Here is a 750-nt window from a genome sequence, read left to right on the forward strand (position 1 = left end):
AGGGTGCTCTTGGCCACATCACCATTGACAGCGCCGGTCACTGGACTTACAGCGTTGCCAATGCCGATGTGCAGTACCTCGGCAATGGCGAAACCAAACTTGAAACCTTCACCGTGCAGAGCGTTGATGGCACCAGCCACGACATCGTCATCACTATCAACGGCACCAACGATGTTCCGACCTTCACCGGTGCCGATTCCGGCTTCGTGACCGAGGATACCCCGAGCGCTCAGACCGTGACGTTGTCCACAAATGGTACGTTGGTTGTCACCGACGCGGATCAGCACCAGTCTGCCATCAACACGACCGTCGCCCCGGTTGCGAGCGAGGGTGCTCTGGGCCACATCACGATTGACAGCGCCGGTCACTGGACTTACAGCGTTGCGAACTCCGACGTCCAGTACCTCGGCAATGGCGAAACCAAACTTGAAACCTTCACCGTACAGAGCGTTGACGGTACCACCCATGACATCGTCATCACGATCAACGGTACCAACGACGTTCCGACCTTCACCGGCGCCGATTCCGGCTTCGTGACCGAGGATACCCCGAGCGCTCAGACCGTGACGTTGTCCACAAATGGTACGTTGGTTGTCACCGACGCGGATCAGCATCAGTCTGCTATCAACACAAGTGTTGCCCCGGTTGCGAGCGAGGGTGCTCTTGGCCACATCACCATTGACAGCGCCGGTCACTGGACTTACAGCGTTGCCAATGCCGATGTGCAGTACCTCGGCAATGGCGAAACCA

The 750-nt window shown here is 57.9% G+C and carries 1 protein-coding gene; it reads left to right on the forward strand.

The features are described from left to right. Positions 1–750 (forward strand): VCBS domain-containing protein (locus E8L22_RS21310; protein WP_198420211.1); only part of this gene is annotated, 750 nt, incomplete at both ends.

Origin of the sequence: Geomonas ferrireducens (assembly GCF_004917065.1) — a bacterium.
In the GTDB taxonomy this organism is placed as follows: Bacteria; Desulfobacterota; Desulfuromonadia; order Geobacterales; family Geobacteraceae; genus Geomonas; species Geomonas ferrireducens.